The sequence below is a fragment of the Brumimicrobium glaciale genome (assembly GCF_004152935.1).
Lineage (GTDB): Bacteria > Bacteroidota > Bacteroidia > Flavobacteriales_D > Crocinitomicaceae > Brumimicrobium > Brumimicrobium glaciale.
The window spans coordinates 606,989-627,632 of the sequence record NZ_SETE01000003.1; the positions used below are offsets into that span (position 1 = coordinate 606,989).

General features: G+C 33.4%; 15 protein-coding genes. 7 read left to right on the plus strand and 8 right to left on the minus strand.

Annotation, left to right across the window (positions count from 1 at the left end):
* Window positions 1-595: 595 nt before the first annotated feature.
* The 5 genes from ERX46_RS09805 to ERX46_RS09825 all read left to right on the plus strand — a co-directional run bounded on the left by ERX46_RS09805 (window position 596) and on the right by ERX46_RS09825 (window position 5,209).
* Complete coding sequence (locus tag ERX46_RS09805; protein WP_130093679.1) at window positions 596-1,309, plus strand: YebC/PmpR family DNA-binding transcriptional regulator; 714 nt, start codon at window positions 596-598, stop codon at window positions 1,307-1,309.
* Between the two features lie 310 nt (window positions 1,310-1,619).
* A complete protein-coding gene (locus ERX46_RS09810) occupies window positions 1,620-2,276 on the plus strand; it encodes a CvpA family protein (protein ID WP_130093680.1) in 657 nt (218 codons plus the stop codon).
* Between the two features lie 35 nt (window positions 2,277-2,311).
* Window positions 2,312-2,791 carry a hypothetical protein gene (locus tag ERX46_RS09815; RefSeq protein WP_130093681.1) on the plus strand — a complete coding sequence of 160 codons (480 nt, stop codon included), beginning with the start codon at window positions 2,312-2,314 and terminating at the stop codon, window positions 2,789-2,791.
* 390 nt (window positions 2,792-3,181) lie between these two features.
* Window positions 3,182-3,691: a hypothetical protein gene (locus ERX46_RS09820; RefSeq protein WP_130093682.1), complete on the plus strand. Its 510-nt coding sequence runs from the start codon at window positions 3,182-3,184 to the stop codon at window positions 3,689-3,691.
* A gap of 81 nt (window positions 3,692-3,772) precedes the next feature.
* A complete protein-coding gene (locus ERX46_RS09825; RefSeq protein WP_130093683.1) occupies window positions 3,773-5,209 on the plus strand; it encodes a hypothetical protein in 1,437 nt (478 codons plus the stop codon).
* A 489-nt stretch (window positions 5,210-5,698) separates the two neighbouring features.
* On the opposite strand, the gene ERX46_RS09830 is transcribed toward ERX46_RS09825, so the two are convergent.
* The 5 genes from ERX46_RS09830 to ERX46_RS09845 all read right to left on the minus strand — a co-directional run bounded on the left by ERX46_RS09830 (window position 5,699) and on the right by ERX46_RS09845 (window position 13,866).
* Entirely contained in the window at window positions 5,699-6,022 is a 324-nt protein-coding gene (locus ERX46_RS09830; RefSeq protein WP_242494561.1) for an acyl-CoA thioesterase, read from the minus strand.
* Between the two features lie 9 nt (window positions 6,023-6,031).
* Window positions 6,032-6,166: a hypothetical protein gene (locus tag ERX46_RS17785; RefSeq protein WP_262708088.1), complete on the minus strand. Its 135-nt coding sequence runs from the start codon at window positions 6,164-6,166 to the stop codon at window positions 6,032-6,034.
* A 101-nt stretch (window positions 6,167-6,267) separates the two neighbouring features.
* Window positions 6,268-8,994: a T9SS type B sorting domain-containing protein gene (locus ERX46_RS09835; RefSeq protein WP_130093684.1), complete on the minus strand. Its 2,727-nt coding sequence runs from the start codon at window positions 8,992-8,994 to the stop codon at window positions 6,268-6,270.
* 2 nt (window positions 8,995-8,996) lie between these two features.
* Window positions 8,997-9,368, minus strand: coding sequence for a hypothetical protein (locus tag ERX46_RS09840; RefSeq protein ID WP_130093685.1), 372 nt, complete (start codon window positions 9,366-9,368; stop codon window positions 8,997-8,999).
* A 391-nt stretch (window positions 9,369-9,759) separates the two neighbouring features.
* The gene (locus ERX46_RS09845; protein WP_130093686.1) at window positions 9,760-13,866 is read right to left on the minus strand and encodes a hypothetical protein; all 4,107 of its coding nucleotides are present in this window, start codon (window positions 13,864-13,866) and stop codon (window positions 9,760-9,762) included.
* Window positions 13,867-14,522: 656 nt separating this feature from the next.
* Here ERX46_RS09845 and recQ point away from each other — a divergent pair.
* Window positions 14,523-16,619: a DNA helicase RecQ gene (gene recQ / locus ERX46_RS09850; RefSeq protein ID WP_130093687.1), complete on the plus strand. Its 2,097-nt coding sequence runs from the start codon at window positions 14,523-14,525 to the stop codon at window positions 16,617-16,619.
* Window positions 16,620-16,779: 160 nt separating this feature from the next.
* Here recQ and ERX46_RS09855 read toward each other — a convergent pair whose 3' ends face one another.
* From ERX46_RS09855 to ERX46_RS09865, 3 genes are all read right to left on the minus strand, one after another.
* Window positions 16,780-17,613: a T9SS type A sorting domain-containing protein gene (locus ERX46_RS09855; RefSeq protein WP_165366205.1), complete on the minus strand. Its 834-nt coding sequence runs from the start codon at window positions 17,611-17,613 to the stop codon at window positions 16,780-16,782.
* 136 nt (window positions 17,614-17,749) lie between these two features.
* Entirely contained in the window at window positions 17,750-18,247 is a 498-nt protein-coding gene (locus ERX46_RS09860; protein ID WP_207214151.1) for a hypothetical protein, read from the minus strand.
* Window positions 18,248-18,402: 155 nt separating this feature from the next.
* Entirely contained in the window at window positions 18,403-19,413 is a 1,011-nt protein-coding gene (locus tag ERX46_RS09865; protein ID WP_130093689.1) for a hypothetical protein, read from the minus strand.
* A gap of 690 nt (window positions 19,414-20,103) precedes the next feature.
* On the opposite strand from ERX46_RS09865, the gene ERX46_RS09870 reads away from it, so the two are divergent.
* Window positions 20,104-20,644 (plus strand): reverse transcriptase domain-containing protein (locus tag ERX46_RS09870; protein WP_242494562.1); only part of this gene is annotated, 541 nt, incomplete at its 3' end.

The window sequence follows — 20,644 nt, forward strand, 5'->3', positions numbered from 1 at the left end:
TAAAGCTAATTTTCATTGTTAAAAAGTAGATAAATAATTGTTGATAACTATGTAACTCGCTGTTAGGTAGTTATTAAGGTCTTAAAAAGTTCTTGCCATTTTAATTGTTAACATATTTCTCTAGGTTATTATTCTAACTTGTTGATATATAAAAGAATATGTTAACAACTTTCCTAAAACTAGCATTGTTAAAGGGTATTTATTAACTTTTTTAGATTTGATTTCATTCATTTTTTATCGAATCACAGCGAATGATCTATTAAAATCAACGAATAATTATAAGTTGAAAGATTGTGCTATATGATTTTTTTTGGTTTTGTACTATAACTAATTGTTTTGAACCAAGGATTTACGTCCTTGGCTGTTAATATGCCGTCGCTCCTGGACTAAATAATTGAAATACAGTCCGCTATGTTCTCGATTGAAAAGATTAAATGATAATTTTGATAAATACCTTAAAATACAACTTGTGTAGGTTACAGTTAAATTCTTAGTAGAACTATTAATTTTTCGAATGATTAAAATTGATTACCCAAAGTATTTCATATGGAGCCTTAAAAATGTTACATTTGGTTTGTATAAATGAATCAATATTATGGGTAGAGCATTTGAGGTAAGAAGAGCATCTAAAGAGAAAAGAAGTGGTGCAATGTCAAAATTATTTCCAAAATTATTGAAGGTAATTACAATGGCGGCTAAAGAAGGTGGGGAGGATCCTGCCATGAATTCCACTTTACGTTCAGCAATTCAAAATGCTAAAGCTAAAAACGTTCCTAAGGACAATATAGAAAAAGCAATCAAAAGGGCACAATCGAAAGATGTTGAAAACTATGAGTTGGTTAATTATGAAGGAAAAGCACCACATGGAGTTTTGATGTATGTTGAATGTGCTACAGACAATACAACCAGAACGGTTGCCAATGTGAAATCATATTTCAATAAAGCGGGCGGACAAATTGTTCCAAATGGTTCAATTGAATTTATGTTTGACCGTAAGGCTGTTTTCGAAATTGAAAAATCTGAGGGATTAGATATCGAAGAACTTGAATTAGAATTTATTGATGCTGGATTAGCCGAAATTGAGCAAGATGAAGAGGGTTTAATCACAATTTATGGTGACTATACCAGCTTTGGAACGCTACAAACTGCATTGGAGGAAAAGAATATCGAAGTTTCAACATCTGGCTTAAAGAGATTTTCAACCGCACCAATTCATTTAGATGAAGACGAAACTTTAGAAATTGAGAAGTTGTTGGATAAAATTGAAGATGATGACGATATCCAGCAGGTTTTTACAAATATCGAATAGTAAGAACGTTCTGATTTTTTGGTTTTTACTGAATATTTATAGGGCTCATAATTAGTTAAAGCTATACGCTTTAGTGCAATTAGCTTTTGTTTCTAACTATATTTACAGCTAACATCTAGATATTTGGATAGTAATAGTATTTTATACTCTTTTAAACCTAAAATGCTTATAGTTTGGAGCTGTTCAATTTTTAATAAATATCTAAAAAAAAGTCTAGAGTCAAGGTAAAACAGAACGAATCAAAGGTCTATTGTTAGCAACATTTTAAAGTAAGGTTTACAGTTATTTTAATGTATTGTAAATTAGCGTTATGAATTTTGTTGATATTGTCATTGTAGTGCCTTTGCTTTATGCCGCTTGGATAGGGTTTAGGAAAGGATTAATCATTGAGGTTTTTACTTTACTGGCTTTATTGGTTGGGATTTATGCCGGCATTCATTTTTCTGATTGGACATCAAACTTAATCAAAGATAAAATCAATATTGAAGGAAGATATTTGCCTGTGGTAGCATTTACTTTGACCTTTTTAGCTGTTGGAGCAATGGTTTACTTTGCTGGAAAAATGATCGAACGCATGCTGAAAGTCGTTAATCTTAGCCCAGTCAATAAAATTTTAGGTCTGTTTTTTGGTGTAATCAAAATGCTTTACACGTTATCTATTTTGATTATACTCATTGAAACTTATGACGAAAGAGGAAGCTTTATTCCACTTGATGTAAAGGAAGAGTCATATTTATATAATCCGGTAAAATTAACAGCATCTGCTACGATTCCAGCCATTGAAGAAAGTACGATTTGGCTTAAGAATAGCGTAAATGACAAACTTTTTGATGAATACGATATGAATTTAGACGATATTCAGGAACTCAAAAGAAATGCAGATAGTTTAGGATTATCAATTGAAGATTTGAAAATGCTAAAAGAGCAGTACAAGGATTCTTTGAAAACGAATGAATTACAAAATTGAAAAGAACATTTCATCTATTAATATTGCTTGGCTTAATGATTTTAAGCGTCCCTGTTTCCGCTCAAAGATCAGATAAGAAACCGCTACTGGAACCAAGCGTTAGAAAAATGGGACCATATATCGGACTTCAAAGAGGACTTTATACTGTTGGAGAAATTGGAATGGAATTTCAATACAAAGACATTAATTTCAGAAAACCAAAAACACACGGATTGCATGCTGGACTAGAGTATAACATTCCAAATAATGCTTTAGGTTTCAATGCAGGCTATTTCCACAAACCAAGTCGTTTAGATTTAACTTATGGATTTGATGTGGCGCTGCGGTCCAATTTTAAAGCAGAACGTTATGGTATTTCTCCAGTTATCGGTTATAAACTTTTTGGACTTCACATCAGAGCGGGATATATGTTTTTAACACCATCAAAAATATTCACTGAGACCAATCAGCTATTTGTTAATGTTAGATTTATTATGGTGAATAACAGAAAGTTTAAATGGAATAAAAGGAAGTAGTTAGGTTTAATCCTTGGCCTATTCTTTTGTTTTTAATCGTTGTAACCCATGGATGTCCAAGAGGTCTTTCTAAGCTCTTCTTTTTGTGCTAATTCGTAGAATTTTAAAATACTATTACTCCAGTCCTCCATCTTTGTTCTGATTTAAAACAATTACGAAATTACCATTTTTTTCCTCACATACTTGGAGTGAAATTGCTCAAAATAGGACATAGAGTTGATAAATTCCATTAGCCTTTCCGAAGGAGTTAAAGCTAAAAATCGCTCCTCTTTGGTTTTTTTGGATTCCTCTTTTGTAGTAAACGAAATATTCATAACTTTAATTATACGAAAATAGACTGATGTTGCAATTTAGCTTTCGTAAAATAAACATCAAAAAACCAAAGTAATTGTGATTGACCAATACAAAGTACTAACAGAATCTTTCAAAGGTGCGCAATTACAGCATCAGGAATCCAAGGTTAAAGTCATTGGAACTGGGGTGTTTATCACAGTCAGTAAATTTACAGTCACTGTTCCTTATAAAAATCATCACATTGTGGTGTTTAACGAATATGGAACAAGTAATGTGGCTACTGTAAAAATGAAAATCAAAAAAGGGTTTATTCCTGAATTTGAAATTACTGCACGCAATCACTGGAAAAACCTGTTTTCCAGAAGGAAAAATTATTTTGATATAGCTTGTAGCAATAGCCAATTTAAAAACTATTTGCAAGAAGAGTTAATCAAATCAGGAATGGAACAAATAGCCAAAGAGAATCTTTTCGAACCCACCATTAAAGTCGAAAGAATTGTAGGAGCTCAATGTATAAATACAGAATACCATTTACAACTAAATGATAAAATAGGAGCTGTAAAGGCGCTGATAGATTTTTACACGGAGATTGTGGATCAGTTATAATGTAACTTTCATCATAAATTACCGTTACAATCAGCGTCCTTAGAATTGATCTTGACACTTGAAATTAATTTAAATAGAATAATGAAAATCATAACGCTACTTATTATTTTGAGTCACACCGTTTGCTTCTCTCATGGACAAACACTGGATGTTTTAAAATCTGTTTTTGGAACTGATTACAATATTCAATCAAATGAAAGAGGTTTTGAATTTCAAAAGAAAGACTTTATTTCAGTCAAAGATTATCAAAAATACCAAAAAGATGTCCGTGATTCAGTAGCATTTGAGCTTATATTTTTGAACATAGAAAAAGATACTGATGCGCTTGATTATTTGAAGCTAACAAATCAACAAAGAAAAACCACAAATGGATCAGAGCGAAAAAAGTTGAGAAATGAATACAGTCTTAATCGAAGTGATGAAAAGTTAAAAGAAGTTTTATATCAAAACAAGCTTCTCGAACCTCTTTTATTTCCTATCATAGTTCCTTTTTGGAAAAGGTATCTGCAATATGCTCCTTACACTTTTGATGATAGAAGTTTATTTTATCGGTCTCCCGAATCTCAGAATATTTATTCCACTCTTTTAAATCATTGGATAATCGCTGAAAATTCCCTACATCCAAATGACGTGATAAATGTTATTGCAAAAAGATATTTGGATTTTAATACGAACAATCCAGCGGTAGGTTTATCAAATCAAAATATTGATGGTTATTTAAGCTGGGAAAAGAATAGATTAACGACTCTTTTAAAATCAAATGGAATTGATTCAAAAGTCAAAATTGAACCAATCGAAAAGAATTTGAATATCGATTATGCTATTAAAAAGGAAGATTTAATAGGACAATGGGAGATTTTAAATAACGAATATCAATCCTTTTTGGAATATGTTGAAGATTCCTTATTGAGGGAATATTTGTATTTTAACCTTTATGATATTAAAGAAGCTTTTCGGTATTTAGATGACAAAAAGTATGCTTTCGATTATTTCTATTTCAGTCAAATTCATGGTGAACCTTATTCTTTAGACAGAATCCGCAATAGATATTATCGTAATCTAAATTATACTTCTCGTATTAAAAAGAATAATTCTGAAGTTGAAAACTTAATTGAAACATTCAATGATGGATTGATTATGGCTGGAATACCTCATATTTTGATTGAAATGGATGCTAAAAGGCAAAGTTCGAACTTTTCTAATGACGATTATTCAGCGGATTACTACAATTCAAAAAAAGATGATTTATATGATTTGGATACAATCGATGTTATGCTTCCCATAATTTCAATAAAAAATAAGAATTACAATATCGTCTCACTGCTCAGTTACCATCAAGCTATCGCCTTTTATCATTGGAAATATCCAATCAACAAATCATTCAAAAATAATGATTGGAAAAATTATGTTTTTTCATCAGAAGAGGAGTTTAATCTTTTGAAAAAAGGAATTGTACGGGATATGGTAGTTAGTATTCCAATTAAAGCTTTCAGTTATCATTTGATTTTAATAAATTAAATTGTATTGATCCGTAGTGAAGTATGGTAATACGTCCGCGTTAATCCATAGGGAATAAGTATTTATGATTTGAAAACGTATGAAAATACGCTCGTATAATTTAAAAAAATCAGTATTATTTAAAATGCTTATCGGATACTTTACCAGTAAGTCTAGAATTACAATTTAATTCTTTAACAGCACACTAGGTTCTCTTAAGAAATTAGATATGATATTATTTAATGGTAAGGAAATAGTTACTATTACGGACCAAAGCAATCCGCGTTTATCCGAATTCACCATAAGTGAAAAATCCGTGAGTATCCGCGTTGCTTGCAGTTCTGCTGAGCCCGCCGAAGTATCAGTGTCATCCGCGTGCCATTACAGCGTATAACTATTTTATCGGAAATAACACTAAAATAATGAATTTACTGGTAAAGATCGCGACAGGCATTTTATTTAAATTTTTAAATCATCCAGAAGCCCCCAAATCATATTATAACCCCATTCTTAAAAAAACGGTTTCATTTCCTTTGAAATAGAATCTCTTAATTTCGTCAAAGTCTGAGCGTATTCACAAAACTTCTTCTCCACTTCAGTTTTAGGAATCCAAGGTTTTACATGTTGTGGTTTTCCATTTTGATCAACTGAAACAAATACAATTACGCAATGTGTGGTCTTTTTATATTCAGGGTCCGCAATATGGCGAGAAAACACATCCACTGCGATATGAATACTTGTGTTACCCGTATGAATAACGGTTGCATCCACCTTTACTATATCTCCAATACTAACTGGTTTTATAAACCGAATTCCTCCAACATAAACGGTCACGCAATAAGTTCAGGAATAGGTTCTTGCACAAGTATAGGCTGTTTGGTCAATCCATTTCATAACCGCTCCACCATGCACTTTTCCTCCAAAATTTACATCTGAAGGCTCACTGATAAATTGAAAAGTTACCTTATTGTTTTCCATAGTATTGATTTTTACTAAATGTAGTAAATAATTAAATCCAAAGAAAAACGAGGAGCAAATTGTGCTCCTCGTTTTATATTTTAAATGATTTGTTTTAAATCTTATTTTCCGCTTACTAACTGAATAAATCCTTGTTTTTCTGCGGCTTGATCTCCACTTCCAACAACTTTAAATTGGTAGAAATAAGTTCCGTCAGAACAATCAGCTCCAGAGTTATTCACCTTACCATTCCAAGCAAAATTAATGTCTGTACTTTCGAATACAACATTACCCCATCTGTTAACGATAACGATTTCTACTGAAAGTGCATACTCTGCATTGATAGTAAATAAATCGTTTTCTCCATCACCATTTGGTGTAAATACATTTGGTTCATCAAAAGTCATAGGCAAGAAAACCTTAATTTCTCTTGTTGTTTCATCAGTACAAGCTCCTTCAGTAATTTCAAGAGTTGCTGTGTAGACACCTTCATCCACATAAGTTGAATTTTGATCGCTTAAATCATTAACAGTATTTCCTGTACCATTTCCGAAATCCCAATCATAAGTTGTTCCAGGATCAGAATTGTTAACGAAAGTTACATAAAGTGGCGACGCACCTTGATTTGGAGTCGCTGTGAAGTCTGCTACTGGAGGCGGATTCTGCTCTAAGAATATACTGTCTTTAACAATACAAACATTATCTTTAATTGTAAAGTAATACCATCCTGTTGGTTTGTTTGCCCAAACCGAAGCAGTAATACTGTCTTGTGTTGTTCCAGGTCCTTTCCATTTATATTTTGGAGTTCCTGTAAATCCGCTACCCATTCCTGAGACGGCTCCATTATCCATACCACAGTCGGCAATATATTGAATCAAGCTGTCTATATTTAAGGTTTGATTCATTGTTAAGACGACGGTATCCTCTACAGAGAAACCACAACCATCTGTTACAGTAACCAAGTAATTAAACACGCCGTTGGTTTGTGCATTGTAATAAGCTGTATCAGCCATAACTGAATCAGTTCCTTGTCCACCTTGCCAAGCAAAATCAAAAGGAGAAACAGTTCCTGTAGCCTTAGCTCTTAACATAACACTGTCTGTCTTACAAACTAATGATTTATCAAAAGTTGTTACATTAATTATAGTATCCAATACATGCAAAGTTAAAGTTGTATCGTAAGAACAACCGAAATCATCAGTTGCATTAAAAGTATATAAGTAATCACCAATTCCTGGAGGTTCAACGAAAACAACTGTATCATTAGCAGGATTAGAAACCATTGTTGGATCTGGTGTCCAGAATGCATCTACAATTGAATTTTGATAAGTTTCGTTATTTGGATATAAAGATGGTTCAAAGTAAATCCCCCATTCGAAAATATATCCATCATCACCACCCCAGCTGTCTAAAACGTGAAGCGTCCAAGCACCGTTTAAAGGACAACCAGCAAATCCAGCAAATGATGCCTCTGGAGCATAAATCCCATTAGGATCTACAGTAGTACCTGGTGATGGTGCACCTGGTGGAGTAGGGATTTCATTTGCTTGATAGTCAGTCGCAAATGTTCCCCAGTTATTATTTACAGAGGAGAAACAGTATTCATATCCATTACCTGGGCCAGTTCCAAAATCTTGCGGTTCTCCAAGATAAGTACCTCCTCCTCCAAAACCGCCAGGATATACTCCACCAGCAGCGTAAGAATTAAATATAAGTACCTCTGTTCCGTTAGGACATTCCAACCACATTTCTAAATCACCTAAAAAACTGTGCTCCATAGTCACACACATTTGTTGAACGTCTGCTGATGTTGTTACAACAGATCCTGGAGGGAACCCGCTCATGTTAATGTCTGTTGTGTATTCATTATTGGATCCATCGGGTAAGAATGTTAATCCTGCAAAGTTACCTCCTAATTGGAAGCTATTTGGTGGAATATTCACACCTGAAGTATCAGTGTTTGTTACTCCTCCTGTAAGTTCTGTCGTTAAACCAAAACAGACAGAATCTTCCATAGGTCCAGATGTATTAAAAATAGGAGTAGTACTAATTCTAACTTTCGCACTCATAGATGCATTGTGTGGGAATAAATCTGTAATGTTTAATCCAACAAAAATTCCATTTTCTCCGTTGGGAACATACCAAACACTATCGTTATCTGGACCTACTGTTCCATCACTAAACTCCCATAAATATGTCACGTTAGTTAGGGTTTGAGAATATCCAGCTCCAGAATATGGAAAAATTGGTTTTGCTACAAATAGAACAGAGTCACCTTGACAAATATCCACATATCCAGTATCTAGAGGGAATAAATCGTTTGTTGAAGAGGTGTTTATAAACCCTTCAATGTGTAATATCATATCTTGAGGTGGTGAGACGCAAGAAATATTTGCTTGCCATCCAGCTGCTTGATTTGCACCATCAGTTTTAAATTGAAAAGTTAAACAACCCGAAGTATTGCTCCATGAAGCCACTGCTCCAAAACCTGTTGGTGCATTAGCGTTATTGTATTTTCCAAGAACAGGAGAGTTGATATTAGGCCCATCATAAACAATTAATGTATCACTTGCGTGAACATCCCAAGGGAAGCCTGTACCTCCAAATGAACCTTGAATCTTTGGTGTTCCACTGCCGGTTTGTGGACATATGGTTACAACATTATTTTGGCCAGGTGCGTAATTTGCTCCTGCGCCTCCATCATCAAAAAAGTTTACCGCAGTAATATCATTGGTGGTTGCACAGTTTACTGGATTGGCTGGTGGGTAATTAGGACCTGTAATATTAAATTGTCCAAACGTTAAAGTTGTGGACAATAATAGGATTAAAAGAGTATATATTGTTTTCATCTTTACTTGATTTGAGTGATTAAATTCTTTGGACGAACAATTACCATTTTATTTGTTCCTTTGAACTTATAATATTGGTAAGCATTATCTTTCAATTCTAAGCCCAAACTAATATAAGTATGCTCTAGATTTGGGTCCTTGTCGATTTCTCCGTTGTAAATAATCTCTTTTCCCTTTCCTTCTTGTATATCACCAATAGAAATCCCCACTTTTAAAGCATGGACAATGATTTCATATTCTTCAGGATTGTTGTTTTGCAGACTTGTTAATTCTTCGTTAGAATATCTTTCAAGTAGTCGCTTGTCGTGGTTTTCCTGTGAATAACCATAGAAGGTTACAGAAATAAGGAAAAACATAATGATTTTTTTTAACATAATGTATATTTTTAGTTTAGACGCTATTGCTCAAAATAAGGTTGCATGGCAAGCAAATATAGCTTTAGGCGATGTTAATAAATTTAAAATTTGAGTACGAATATATGAAAATTTTTAACAAATAAAAAAGAGACCTGTTAGGATCTCTTAATTTCCAATTGAAGGATTTATTGGTCTCAGAAATAGTTAAAACTATTCATCTTAGTGCATCTCTCTTTAGCTTCTAAATATTTTTAAACCAAACAATAGATTTTGGATGTTAGATTTTAGACTTTTTGTCTTTTGTCTAACGTCTAAAAATCTAACGTCTAAAACATTTCGCTAGATATAGAATTTTATTTTCAAATGAACCTATGGTACTTTCAGTCCATAGTGGTTCAGTTTATAATTACTAAATTGCTCCTCTCCTCCTAGGGACTACTATTTTATTGTTTTCTGTATTTGGAGTGGTCGCTCCTCCTTCAGAACCTTCTGTATTTATAGTCGGTTTTTGCCTAGTGTTTGGTTTGCTTCTGGTATTTGGTTTCTCAAAATTAGGTTTTCCTGTCTCAGGTTTTTCTCTAACATTGGGTCTTGGCTTAACAATTTCTGGTTTGGTAATCTCAGGTTTAGCACATGGATTCTGTGGTTTAGTGCTTCCTTTTCCAGATAATGGTGTTCTAACTGATTCTACACAAACATTCCATTTTCCATTAGATCCAGATTTGTTTTTTGAGATGTCAACTGTTATAATTCCAGCAAAATGATAATAGTTTCCATTCACTAAATTGTATGTTTTACCATTAACAATTGCTTTACCGTTTTTATTTGCTTTAAAATATAAAGAAGAAGCTTTCCCTTTATAACTAAAGTTTTGATTTGAAATTAAATCACCGCTTAAAACAGTTCCTGTTGGTGTAATTAAACAAAATTCAGAACTTGCATTAATCATTTCTATGTCCACTCCACAAATTTCAACAGATTCATACATGAAAATAAATTGTTTCTCTGTTGTTCCACATTCATTAGTTAATTTAATGAGATAAATACTTTTAGCTTCATACAGTTTTATTGGATGCGTAAAAGATTTTGATGTTTCATTAAATGTATATCCATCCATCTTGCTTCCGTTAATGAAAACCTCAATTTGGTTGTATTTATTGATGTTTTCCAAATAACCACGGACAATGAATTGATTCTTCACCAATTTAGTGAATTCATTTTTTGGTGCAGTGTTGCGCATTACGGGTTTGATGCAAGGTTCTGCTTCTTCAATTATTTTTCGTCCTCTTTCAATCTTTCCTGTAGCTTGATGATTTCCGTCAGTGTTTGTTGCTTTTACAATAAAGGTGTTAATTCCAAATTTCAGATTGCTTAAATAATTTACAGTTTTTAATTGCGTATTGAAGTTATAATCATTTGGATTTACAACCGTTCCATTGAAAAACACTTCGACATCATTTTTAGAGCTAATGTTTTCAACCTGTGCAATCATTTTAAATTCAGCTAGAATAACTGATTTTTGACCAGCTGAAGGAGACATAAAAGTCACTACAGGAGGTTTCGGATCTGCCTTTTTTCTGTAGATGATTATCGTTTCATCAAAAGCATTTCCATAATTATTGGTCGCTAACACACGAACAGTATTCGTTCCTGGATTTAGTCCAGCGCTGAAAAGTACATTACTCGTTACCGCTTCAAGTATAAAACTATTGGTTGAAACTCCGTTAATTAGCACTTCAATTTGTTGGACGCTGTTGATGTTATCTACATGAGCAACAATGTTCTCGCTTATTTGCGTTGTTGTAAATGGATTCACACTTGGCGTAAGAATATCAACTGTTGGAATTTTTCCAGTTTGAGTTCCACCATTGCTATAAATAATCTGAGTTTCATCAAAATCATTTCCGAAAGGGTTATTTACACTTATGCGAATTGTATTTGATCCCGCATTTAATCCCGCTGTTAACTGAATTGTTCCATTATAGAAAGTAAAATTATTTGTTTGAACACCATTCACGAGCACTCCAACTTGTTGTTTTGTAGTTACGAAATTAGTATTTGCAACAATCGTTTCACTTGCTTGATTGGTTGTGAACGGATTCACATTTGGCGTAATGATTAGAACAGTTGGAGGAGTTGATTCCACTTTCTTTCTGTAAATTATTTGTGTTTCATCAAAATCATTTCCAAAAGTATTATTTACACTTATGCGAATTGTATTTGTTCCCACATTTAATCCAGCTGTTAACTGAACTTGTTTTGTTCCATTATAGAAAGTAAAATTATTTGTTTGAACACCATTCACGCGCACTTCAACTTGTTGTTTTGTAGTTATGAAATTAGTATTGGCAATAACTGTTTCACTTGCTTGATTGGTTGTGAACGGATTCACATTTGGCGTTACAATTTGAACAGTTGGAGGAGTTGATTCCACTTTCTTTCTGTAAATTATTTGCGTTTCATCAAAATCATTTCCAAAGTTATTGCTTGCACTAATTCTAATTGTATTGCTTCCTAAGTTTAAAACCGCATTGAATTGAACTTGGTGCGTTGTGCTGTTTTGTAAACGATTAAAAGCATAATTATTAGTCAAAACACCATTTACACGTACTTCAACTTGTTGTTTGCTTTCAATGTTGTTGATGCTTGCAGTTATGTTTTCAAAAGCTTGAACAGTTGTGTATGGACTTGAGCTTGGTGTGATAATATCCACAATTGGAGGCAAGTTATTTCCTTGTTCTCCGCGGCGATAAATTATTTGTGTTTCATCAAAAGCATTTCCAAATTCATTGTTGGCACTTATTCGAATTGTATTTGTTCCAGCGTTTAGTCCAGCATTAAATTGAACACGACCATTCGTATTGTTAAAAGAAAAGCTAGATGTCTGAACGCCATTAATACGCACTTCAATATTTTGCTTAGCGATAATATTTTCCACTTTAGCAACAATATTTTCATTCAATTGACTTGTCGTATAAGGATTAGCATTCGGAATTAGGATGTTTACCACTGGTGGAAAACCTGTATTTCCAATATTTTCGCGCTCATAAATAATGACCGTTTCATCGCTGTCCATTCCAAAATTATTTCTTGCTTCAATTCTTATCGTGTTTGTTCCACCTCTTAAATTTAATGGAATAGAAAAATTATTACTTCCTGTTTCACTGAAATTAAAGTTCGATACATTTTGTCCATTAAAAGTTACTGTAATTTGATTTCTAGCTTTGATATTTCTAATGTCCGCTTTCAAATTATACGTTAACTGATTTATGATGTATGGATTTGCAGAAGGATTTGTGATCTTAACTATTGGTGGATTTTCACGCACTTCCACATCATAATAAATCTCTACCAAATCTCTAGCTTTTCCAAATTGATTTTCTCCTTTAATAAAGAAAGTGTTTAAACCAGGAACCAATCTTACATTGGCTTGAAAAACATTCGATTGCGGGTTAAAATTAAATGAAGTAGATCTGTTTTGATTTTGAGTGAAAGTAATCCAATCTGCACTGCTTACATTTCTCACATTTGCTCTTAAATCAAAAGTGGGTACGTTCGTTCTATGCGGTGTGTTTTGCGGATTTGAAAAATCTACAATTGGTTTATCTCTTCGAACTGGATCAATATCTGGGTTTTGAGGCTGTGGATCAACAGGTGTATCACCTCTTGGATTAGTATACGTATTTTTACTGCCACGGAGGTACCATTTGAAATAGATACTTGTATAATGATAAAGATCGTTTTCAAATAATTTACTTGATTGGCCATCTTGATTTACCGTTGTTCCATCAAAATAGTCATCCATCACGAAAGTTGTTTTGTGCTCAATTCCCATAGAGAATCTATTGTTGAAATAATAACCTATTCCAACTCCAAGACTTGGGAGTACTTTAACATCAAAAGCATCTTTTGTATATGCGTCTCCGGCTTTATTAATGTCTAAAAGTGTTTCATATTTTTCATCAATAATACTTCCGTTTTGTGTTTGATCGTAAGGATAAATTCCTTGCTCATCAACTCCGCCAGTACTTTTTAATAGATCTCCTTTTGTTGTAGAAGCAGTAAATCCAATTCCACCAAAAATATAAGGATCAAATCCTGTTCTTTCTTTGAATCGATTGGCATGCATAGAAAGCTCTAAAGCAAATCGATGTTGGGCTGCTCTAAAATTTTGAACAGTATATCCCAAAGTATCATACAGTGGTTTTACGGCATAGTTATTTTGAATAGTGCTAGTAGTATCACTGTCTTTTCCATACCAAGTCCCACCTAAATACCTAAAGCGGATATCAAAAGATACTGCATTACCGTAGTTTTGATTGATAGAACCTCCAAATACTAGACCTGCGCCTAATGGGAAACGGTTTTTTGCATTTTCAACATCTGATGTATGCCAAACGCTACCAATGTTTAATCCGAAGAATATTTTAGAAGTATTTTCGTAATCGAATCTTTGCGCGTATCCTTGGAAAAGGACAAAGATTAATAGTGCCGATGTGAGTAAAATCTTTTTCATAGTGATAATTTTGAATTCTCATTTCATAATTTATGCCAAACTATTTTTTGGAATTGCCACAAAAGTAAGTTTTTAAATAATGTTTAATGATTAAGTGTAATTATTAACGTGTTTGCGCTGGATTTTTTTTTAATTATTAAGGTTTAATGATTAACGGGATTTCTCGCTGGACGCTTTTTAATTATTAATGTTTAATGTTTATCCGATAGGGATCGGATGGTTAACGTGTTTGCGCTGGACTTTTTTTAATGTTTAATTGATTAACGCCTTGCGCTAGATGCTTTTTTTTAGAAAAATTAATCTCAATCTCTACTGCGTTAAAATTCCAATTGTCAAACAGTTAATAATTAATCATTATATTCGAATTTAAACGTTTACATCCGATAACAATCGAAAGTAAATAATTAATGACCAAATAGATTTTCATTGCGATTGCATCTTTGATAATCAGAACACATTAAAGGGTTTGCGCTAGACTTTTTTAATTATTAATGTTTAAGGTGTAATGATTAACGCGTTTGCGCTGGACGTTTTTTTTAGAAAAAACAACCTCAATTTCGACACACTAGAAATTCAATATCAAACCGATTACATTAATAATTATAACCAACGCTCGTTAAACATTAATAATTTACCATTAAACATTATTTGAAAATATGATTACAAAAGAAAAAATCCTATCGCATTTAAAGTCCTATTTTGGTTATGACAGTTTTCGTCTTAATCAAGAAAAAATAATTGATGATATTCTTGCCAAAAAAGACCTCTTAGCTATTATGCCGACGGGAGGAGGAAAGTCTTTGTGTTTTCAATTACCTGCTCTTTTATTGGAAGGAACAGCAATTGTAATTTCGCCCTTAATCGCATTGATGAAAGATCAAGTAGATGCCTTAAAAGCAAATGGTATTGCTGCCGAATTTTATAACAGCACCCAAGAACAAAGCGAGCGAGAAAAAGTGCTGTCTGAATTAGTCAAAGGAGAAATAAAACTATTGTACATTTCCCCTGAAACCTTACCGATTATTCAGTCTTACTTTAGCAAAATAACAATAAGTCTCATCGCTATTGATGAAGCACATTGTATATCTTCTTGGGGACACGATTTCAGACCTGCATATACAGAATTAGGAACGCTGAAAGCATTGTTTCCAGCATCACCTATTCTTGGATTTACTGCAACGGCAGACCATGCAACACAGGATGATATTCTCAATCAATTGAATATTCCAAATGCAAAAAAGCATGTGTCTTCTTTTGACCGAAAAAATCTTTACCTCGAAGTTCGTCCAGGACAAGACAGATTGAAGCAAATCTTGGAATTTTTAGAATCGAAACCAGATGAAAGTGGAATAATTTATTGTTTAAGTCGAAAAGGAACTGAAACTGTTGCGAAAAAATTAATAGACAAGGGATATAAAGCACAAGCTTACCATGCGGGAATACAAACTGCGGAACGCAATCAAATACAGGATGATTTTGTGAATGATAGAACACCGATTATCGTGGCGACAATAGCGTTCGGAATGGGAATTGACAAAAGCAATGTGCGTTGGGTAATTCATTATAATATGCCCAAAAATATAGAAAGTTATTATCAAGAAATTGGACGAAGCGGACGGGATGGTTTACCAGCGCATACACTTTTGTTCTACAGTTTTGCTGATGTTATTCAATTGCGTCAATTTCTAAAAGACACACCTACCGAAAAGTTTCAATTGGCGAAATTAGAGCGGATGCAACAGTTTTCTGAAGCTTTAAGTTGCAGAAGAATGGTCTTGCTGGGTTATTTTGGTGAATATATTTCTGAAGATTGCGGCAATTGCGATATTTGTAAAACCCCTCCTAAATATTTTGATGGAACTATCTTGGCTAAAAAAGTTTGTTCAGCTGTTGCAAGACTAAAAGAAAATGAAGCTTTGGGTATGGTCGTAGATGTTTTAAGAGGAGCAAAAACTTCTGCTGTTTTTAATAAGAGTTATCAAAATATAAAAACTTACGGACAAGCAAGCGATGTTTCTTGGATAGAGTTGCAACAATATATTATTCAAATGATTAACCAAGGGATTTTAGAGATTCGTTTTCATGAAAATGGACGTTTGTTACTCACTCCTTTGGCAAAGAAAGTTCTTTTTGAGGACGAACAAGTGAAGCTAGCAAAACAAAAACCTAAAGAAGAAAGGACTAAAAAAGCACGTGTTGCAGCCACCAAATCTTATGGTTTATTTGAAAAACTAAGAACACTGAGACAACAAATAGCTACAGAAGAAAATGTGCCTGCTTATATTGTTTTTAGTGATGCAGCGCTCAAAGATATGGAAGTGATTCTACCAAAAAATAATGTTGAATTTATGCAAGTTAGCGGTGTTGGAGAAGCGAAAAAATCTAAATATGGCGAACGCTTTTTAACTGCGATTAAAACACATCTGGAAGAAGACAATAAGAATAAACAAAATCAAAAAGTACCCACTCAAGATCAAACATATATGCTTTTTGAAAAAGGGTTGTCTATCTCAGAAATAGCTTTGCAGCGCAATCTAAAAGAAGATACTATTTATGGACATCTGATGAAGAAACACCAAGAAGGAGAAAATATTGATGTAGAAAAATACATTTCGGAAAATGAAATTAATGCCATTAAACAAGCCAAACTAAAATTCCCAGAGGAAGAAGGACTAAAACCTTATTTTGAATTTTTTGAGGAAAAAATGCCTTATTGGAAAATTCGGTTGGGATTGTATTTGATAGGAGAATAGATTTGATTTTTTAGGGTTTTTGATTTGATAAGGGTTTTAAGATTTGCGTGCTGTCTGTTTGCTAAATGTTAACTCGAAGATACAAACATTTAGATTTGCATGAATGTAAAAATCGAAGGTTTTTACAGGCTGACCGTCAAAGGCTGTGTTACCCACTTTTTTATTTTTTCACGAGTTTTATTTCATCTAATAATTCAGAATTTAAGGACAATATTTTCAATATATAATAACCTGATTTCAAGTTTGGTAATTCCATTTTCATATTATCGGTATTCAGTTTTGATGTCTTGATATGTTTCCCATTTATATCAAATACTTTAAAAATGTAAGGTGCTTTTTCAGATAATTCGATTGTTATATTGTCAGTGAATGGGTTTGGATATACTTTTTTAATCAATACTATTTCTGTCATTATTTGATTCTCTGATTTAGGAATTAGGGTGTCCTTTTCAGAATAATCAAGTTCGTATGAAATCAACTTTTCAGGCTCAAGTTGTTCAATAACAAATCTAAATATTTCTTTTCCATCTTTTTTCTTTGCTTGAATGGTATTTACTCCAACTGTGTCAGCAATCAGTTTTACATACTGACCGCTATCAAGTCTACTTTTAATAATGCTTGATTGTAGCCATTCAGTTTCAAGTCCTGTAACAGTTGAGTCAGTGAATAGTAGAGCGTGAATGGCGAATTTCTCATTTTTGAGAGGTCGATTAAGTAGGAAAAGTTCATTTCTCTTTGTTACTGTTCCAATAAATACTGTGTCTGTGTCCGATTTAACTAAATAATTGTAATCAGTTGATTTGTCGAAATATAAGGAATATTTAATAGTGTCATTTCCCCTAACTATTTGGAAAGATTCGCCAACTTTATTAGACAAATTGATTGTCCGACCTTTAATTGGCTCAGCGAAATCAACATTTGGTTCGAATTCTCCGCAACCAAATAAAATGGAAGCGACAAAAATAGAAGACAATATGTTTTTAATCTTTATCATTTTTCTAATTGTGTGATAACGTTCGAGCCTTTGCGGCGGCCTGTTTTTTAAATGTTTTATCGAAGATACAAACATTTAGATATACATTAATGTAAAAATCGGAGGTTTTTACAGGCTGACGCAAAACCTGTGTTAGCTAAAGTTTTTTCCCTTTTTTGACTATGTTTCCCTCTTTGTCATAAACGGTTGTATAGTCGTCATTGTAAACCCGACTTGTTACGCCAAGTTTTTCAAGTAGAGTATTTGCTTTTTGCCTTGTTACAACCCAAATCTCATGATTGTCAATTAATTCCCATTCCCAAATTTCAGAAGGAATGTCGTCTATCCATTTTTTAAATGATAGCAATTCGTTTTTAAAAGATTTATTTATAATTTCATTACGAAAAACCATGTCAAAACAAACCGGCGTAAAAGCATAGTCAATTTCAGCTTCGAGTTCAGTCATTGGATTAAAAACGGGTCCAGAGAGTTTCTCCAACTCTTTTGATGTCAGCGAAAAAAGAATTAACGAATTTATCAAGTTTGTATAGTAAAAGTCAACGTACTTGTCATATTCAATTTCGTCCTTGTCGACTGATGATTTGTCTGTCGATTTCGGTTTAATTCCAAATATTGATTTCAAATTTATCTTCATTACTGTCGGTATTCAAAATTGTAGCTAACGTTTGGGGCTTTGCGGCGGTCTGTTTGCTAAATGTTTAACGAAGATACAAACTTTTAGATATACATTAATGTAAAAATCGAAGGGTTGCACAGGCTGACCGTTAAAGGCTGTGTTACCAAACGTATTTAAAAGTGCATTACTTTAAATGGACTCCTCTGAGGTGCTATATAGAAAAGTCTCAAGTCTAAATTATTTTTGGTTATAGCGGTATATCTAAGAGTAAGAATTTGTTTTTTTCCATCGATATCAACCAAGTAGTTTTTTAGATAGATCATTTCTGCACCCAAAAGAAAATCTGTGTTAAGGAATTGATATGTTGATGATATCGTCCCAAAATCATTTAAGTATTCTTTTATTTCATGTCTATGTTTTTCATCAATGTGTTTAATTGATAAAAATCTATCAACATCTTTATGTTTTAGAATATCGATCACTTCTGTTATTTTATTGTCAGGTATTAATTCGTTAGAAACTGGTTTAATTCCAAACCCTTGTCCTATCAGGTTTCCAGTTGAGTCTTTTATAATTAGTAATGAAGTCCTGAGTTTAATGTCCTCATAATTGAATATCATTTGAGCTCTCAAATCTTCTCGTTTATTATAAGAGTCAAATACATTAGTTATTTCAATAATTTCGATAGAATTTAAACGACCGAATTGACTTGTTAAAATTCTGAATTCAGTTTTATAGTTATTGTAAGAATTTAAAAAAGATTGAAGGTTATCGTAATCATTTAGGAGAATCAAAGATTTTATTTTTTCAAATATTTGTTCATCATTGATAGTTACTTTCTTCTCATTGTTTGTTTCTCGCCATTGTCTCTGACCATTTTTATATCCAAAATCTATTTGAATTGTTTTATGTCCATTCTTGTAAAGGCGATATTCTGTAGTATCTCCATTATTATTTAATCGGAGAAAGTCTCCATCCATTTTTCCGTTTTTAAACTGAACAGTTACATTATCATTTTTTGATTTACTTATATAAATTCCCGAATACGGAGTTTCCGAGCCAACTTCATAATAAGTATCATATCGTTTCTGCCATCCAGTTTCTTGCTCAATACTAACGTTCGTGCCTTGATAACCGCAAGAGATGAATAGAAATAGAATTATAAAGAGTTTTATGAGTTTCATAATGTTTGGTAACGTTTGGGTATATGGCAAGTAGGGCAGAAAGATACAGATTAACTTCCAAGTACCCACTGAGCCAAAGCGTTGTGTTTGTTTTTATTTTTATTCAATTAGCCAAATCAACGATTTGGCGGTGTTAGTTAAAGGTAATAAACTTTCGGAAACCCGTGAAATGCCCTATTTGTTATATGCCATGTGTGTGCCTTGAATGGTAAATATAAATAAATTCTCACAACTTGTTGTGAGAAAGTCCAGAGAGTGTAAGTCTCTCATGTGCTGGGGTAACGCCTGGAAACATTAGTAAGTCGCAAGCTGGTTTGGAGCGATCCATGCAGTGAAGTAAGCGAGACTACAAAAGTCTGAACTGACGAACAGGAACGGGATAAGAGGCATAGTTGTATGGATGAGTAAGCACATCATTGCGAAGTCCAACGAATACAAAAGTACAGCTATGTAGATTCCGCAGGGTTAGACGGAAGGACATTTACCTTACCGAGGGAGGTCTCCGAAGTCACGAGTTGGCAAAACGGAGAAGTCAGCAGAGGTCATATTACTTTGGAGATACGAGCCGATGAATGAAGCGGAGGTCTCACAACCAAAGGAAGGACTGAACGTATTTTGGTTCCTAATTCTCAACGGAATGCCGTTTAACGGGATAGCCTTGAGAAAGCGGAACAGGTTAAAAGTAAAAGAATGATAGAACGAGTATTACATCCTCACAATGTGCAACGAGCCTTGAAGCAAGTAATTGCTAATAAAGGTAGTGCAGGAGTGGACAGAATGAGTGTTAATGAACTGACCGAAAGTTTTCGGAAAGGAAAAACACAGTTTTATTCTTCCATAATGGAGATGGAATACCTTGCTCAACCCATTCTTGGAGTAAAGATTCCCAAAGGAAATGGTAAAACACGACTTTTAGGAATACCAACAGTAACAGATAGAATGTTGCAACAAGCGGTATCACAAGTTCTGATGCCACATTATGAGAGTGAATTCAGCGTTAATAGCTACGGATTTAGACCCAACAAAAACGCACGCCAAGCAGTTGGTAAAGCGTTGGAACATATCCATGAGGGTTTTACGTTTATCGTAGACATTGACTTGAAAACATTCTTTGATGAAGTAGACCATTGCTTACTTCTAAACCTACTTTATCAAAAGGTAAAATGCCCGATAACCATGCGTTTAATACGTAAATGGTTAAGAGCTCCAATCCAAATCAATGGTAAATTAC

Excerpts from the sequence above, each read along its gene's own strand:
- ERX46_RS09805 (WP_130093679.1), top strand. The coding sequence starts at position 596 with ATGGGTAGAGCATTTGAGGTAAGAAGAGCATCTAAAGAGAAAAGAAGT.
- ERX46_RS09810 (WP_130093680.1), top strand. The coding sequence starts at position 1,620 with ATGAATTTTGTTGATATTGTCATTGTAGTGCCTTTGCTTTATGCCGCT.
- ERX46_RS09815 (WP_130093681.1), top strand. The coding sequence starts at position 2,312 with ATGATTTTAAGCGTCCCTGTTTCCGCTCAAAGATCAGATAAGAAACCG.
- ERX46_RS09825 (WP_130093683.1), top strand. The coding sequence starts at position 3,773 with ATGAAAATCATAACGCTACTTATTATTTTGAGTCACACCGTTTGCTTC.
- ERX46_RS17785 (WP_262708088.1), bottom strand. The coding sequence starts at position 6,166 with ATGGAAAACAATAAGGTAACTTTTCAATTTATCAGTGAGCCTTCAGAT.
- ERX46_RS09835 (WP_130093684.1), bottom strand. The coding sequence starts at position 8,994 with ATGAAAACAATATATACTCTTTTAATCCTATTATTGTCCACAACTTTA.
- ERX46_RS09840 (WP_130093685.1), bottom strand. The coding sequence starts at position 9,368 with ATGTTAAAAAAAATCATTATGTTTTTCCTTATTTCTGTAACCTTCTAT.
- ERX46_RS09845 (WP_130093686.1), bottom strand. The coding sequence starts at position 13,866 with ATGAAAAAGATTTTACTCACATCGGCACTATTAATCTTTGTCCTTTTC.
- recQ (WP_130093687.1), top strand. The coding sequence starts at position 14,523 with ATGATTACAAAAGAAAAAATCCTATCGCATTTAAAGTCCTATTTTGGT.
- ERX46_RS09855 (WP_165366205.1), bottom strand. The coding sequence starts at position 17,613 with ATGATAAAGATTAAAAACATATTGTCTTCTATTTTTGTCGCTTCCATT.
- ERX46_RS09860 (WP_207214151.1), bottom strand. The coding sequence starts at position 18,247 with ATGAAGATAAATTTGAAATCAATATTTGGAATTAAACCGAAATCGACA.
- ERX46_RS09865 (WP_130093689.1), bottom strand. The coding sequence starts at position 19,413 with ATGAAACTCATAAAACTCTTTATAATTCTATTTCTATTCATCTCTTGC.